Source organism: Oleiphilus sp. HI0067 (assembly GCF_001635735.1).
In genome coordinates, this window is sequence record NZ_LWFI01001168.1 from 1 (window position 1) to 1,404 (window position 1,404).

3 protein-coding genes are annotated in these 1,404 nt (G+C 44.2%); all 3 read right to left on the minus strand.

Features of this window, described 5'->3' with window-relative positions; translation table 11 throughout:
* The coding region (locus A3739_RS17285; RefSeq protein ID WP_197472395.1) for an ATP phosphoribosyltransferase regulatory subunit at positions 1–659 on the minus strand (659 nt) is incomplete at its 3' end.
* Between the two features lie 30 nt (positions 660–689).
* Positions 690–881 carry a DUF2065 domain-containing protein gene (locus tag A3739_RS17290; protein WP_068476842.1) on the minus strand — a complete coding sequence of 64 codons (192 nt, stop codon included), beginning with the start codon at positions 879–881 and terminating at the stop codon, positions 690–692.
* A 152-nt stretch (positions 882–1,033) separates the two neighbouring features.
* Positions 1,034–1,404, minus strand: a 371-nt coding sequence (hflC, locus tag A3739_RS17295; protein ID WP_068502197.1) for a protease modulator HflC, incomplete at its 5' end; no start/stop codon positions are given.

Sequence of the window (1,404 nt, forward strand, 5' to 3'; positions counted from 1 at the left end):
CTAAGCAGAGCGATTTCGCGAATAATATCGATAACCGGCAACTTATGTTCAGCGGCTAGCGTATCAAGCTCGGGAATTGACTTGCGATTCAATGCGCTGAAAATTCGATCTTCTAGTTCTCTCGGGAGCTCAGCTGAAGTCATCAAGCCACGATATATACCAACGTGCGCCAAGTCCACATGAACCTTTGAGACTTCTGCAATAGTCAATGTCTCTAGCATCAAAGACATCACTTCTAAGTCTGCTGCTTCATTGTCAGACCCAAAAAGCTCGCATCCAATTTGCATTGGGCTTCGATTGGTCATCGTATGTTCTGGACGCGTATGCAACACGCTATCGACATAACATAAACGAGAAATGTCATGGTTTTTCAATACGTGCGCATCGATACGAGCGGCTTGCGTAGTAATGTCTGAGCGAATGCCGAGCGTTCTCCCTGACAGTTGATCGGTAACTTTGAATGTTTGCAAATCCAATTTACTGCCAGTACCGGTAAGTAAACTTTCAAGAAACTCTACAAGCGGTGGAGACACTAATTCATATCCATAGCTTGAGTATGTATCTAGCATTTCACGGCGCATTTTCTCAAGAGCCCATGCATCCGGTGGTAACAGCTCGTCAACGCCCTCAGGCAACATCCAACGTTCGGTCAAACTCATAGTATTTCTCGTGTCGATACACACATTAAATTACTGCCTTAACAAAACCACGCCCAGTAGACCTGCGAGCATGCAAACTAACGCAATGCTCCTCATGGTTCTATCGTTCGCTTTGAGAATCGATGCTAAGGTTTGCTTCCAAGCTTTTGGATTCAAGAATGGCATAATGCCCTCAATTACAAGCACTAAACAAAGTGCTGTGAACAGATCATTCCAGTCCATCTAAGCTAAGTCTAATTTCGTTAAAGGCAAAGGGGCGCGATTTTAACGCTTAATTGAAAACAACAAAAGGTGTTGTTGGTATTAAAAAGGCCAAAAAATGAAAAAAGCACCCTAAGGTGCTTCTTTCATTGATTTACGAGTAAGGAACTTGCCTATTTAGCCTGATTTAGGTATTTGAAGAACTCACTATCAGGCTTTAATAAAAGGACATCTTCTTTATTAGCAAAGGTATCCTTATATGCTTGCAAGCTACGCGTAAACGCATAGAACTCTGGGTTCTTATTGAACGCTTCAGCGTAAGTGGATGCCGCAATTGCATCCCCCTCACCACGTGTGATTTCTGACTCTCGGTAAGCGTCAGACTCAATAACAACCTTCTCACGATCCGCATCAGCGCGAATACCTTCTGCCAACTCGCGACCCTGAGACCGCGTTTCACGTGCTTCACGCTCACGCTCTGTCGACATACGGCGATATACGTCTTTAGATAAGTCTTCCGGTAGATCAATACCCTTAACGCGAA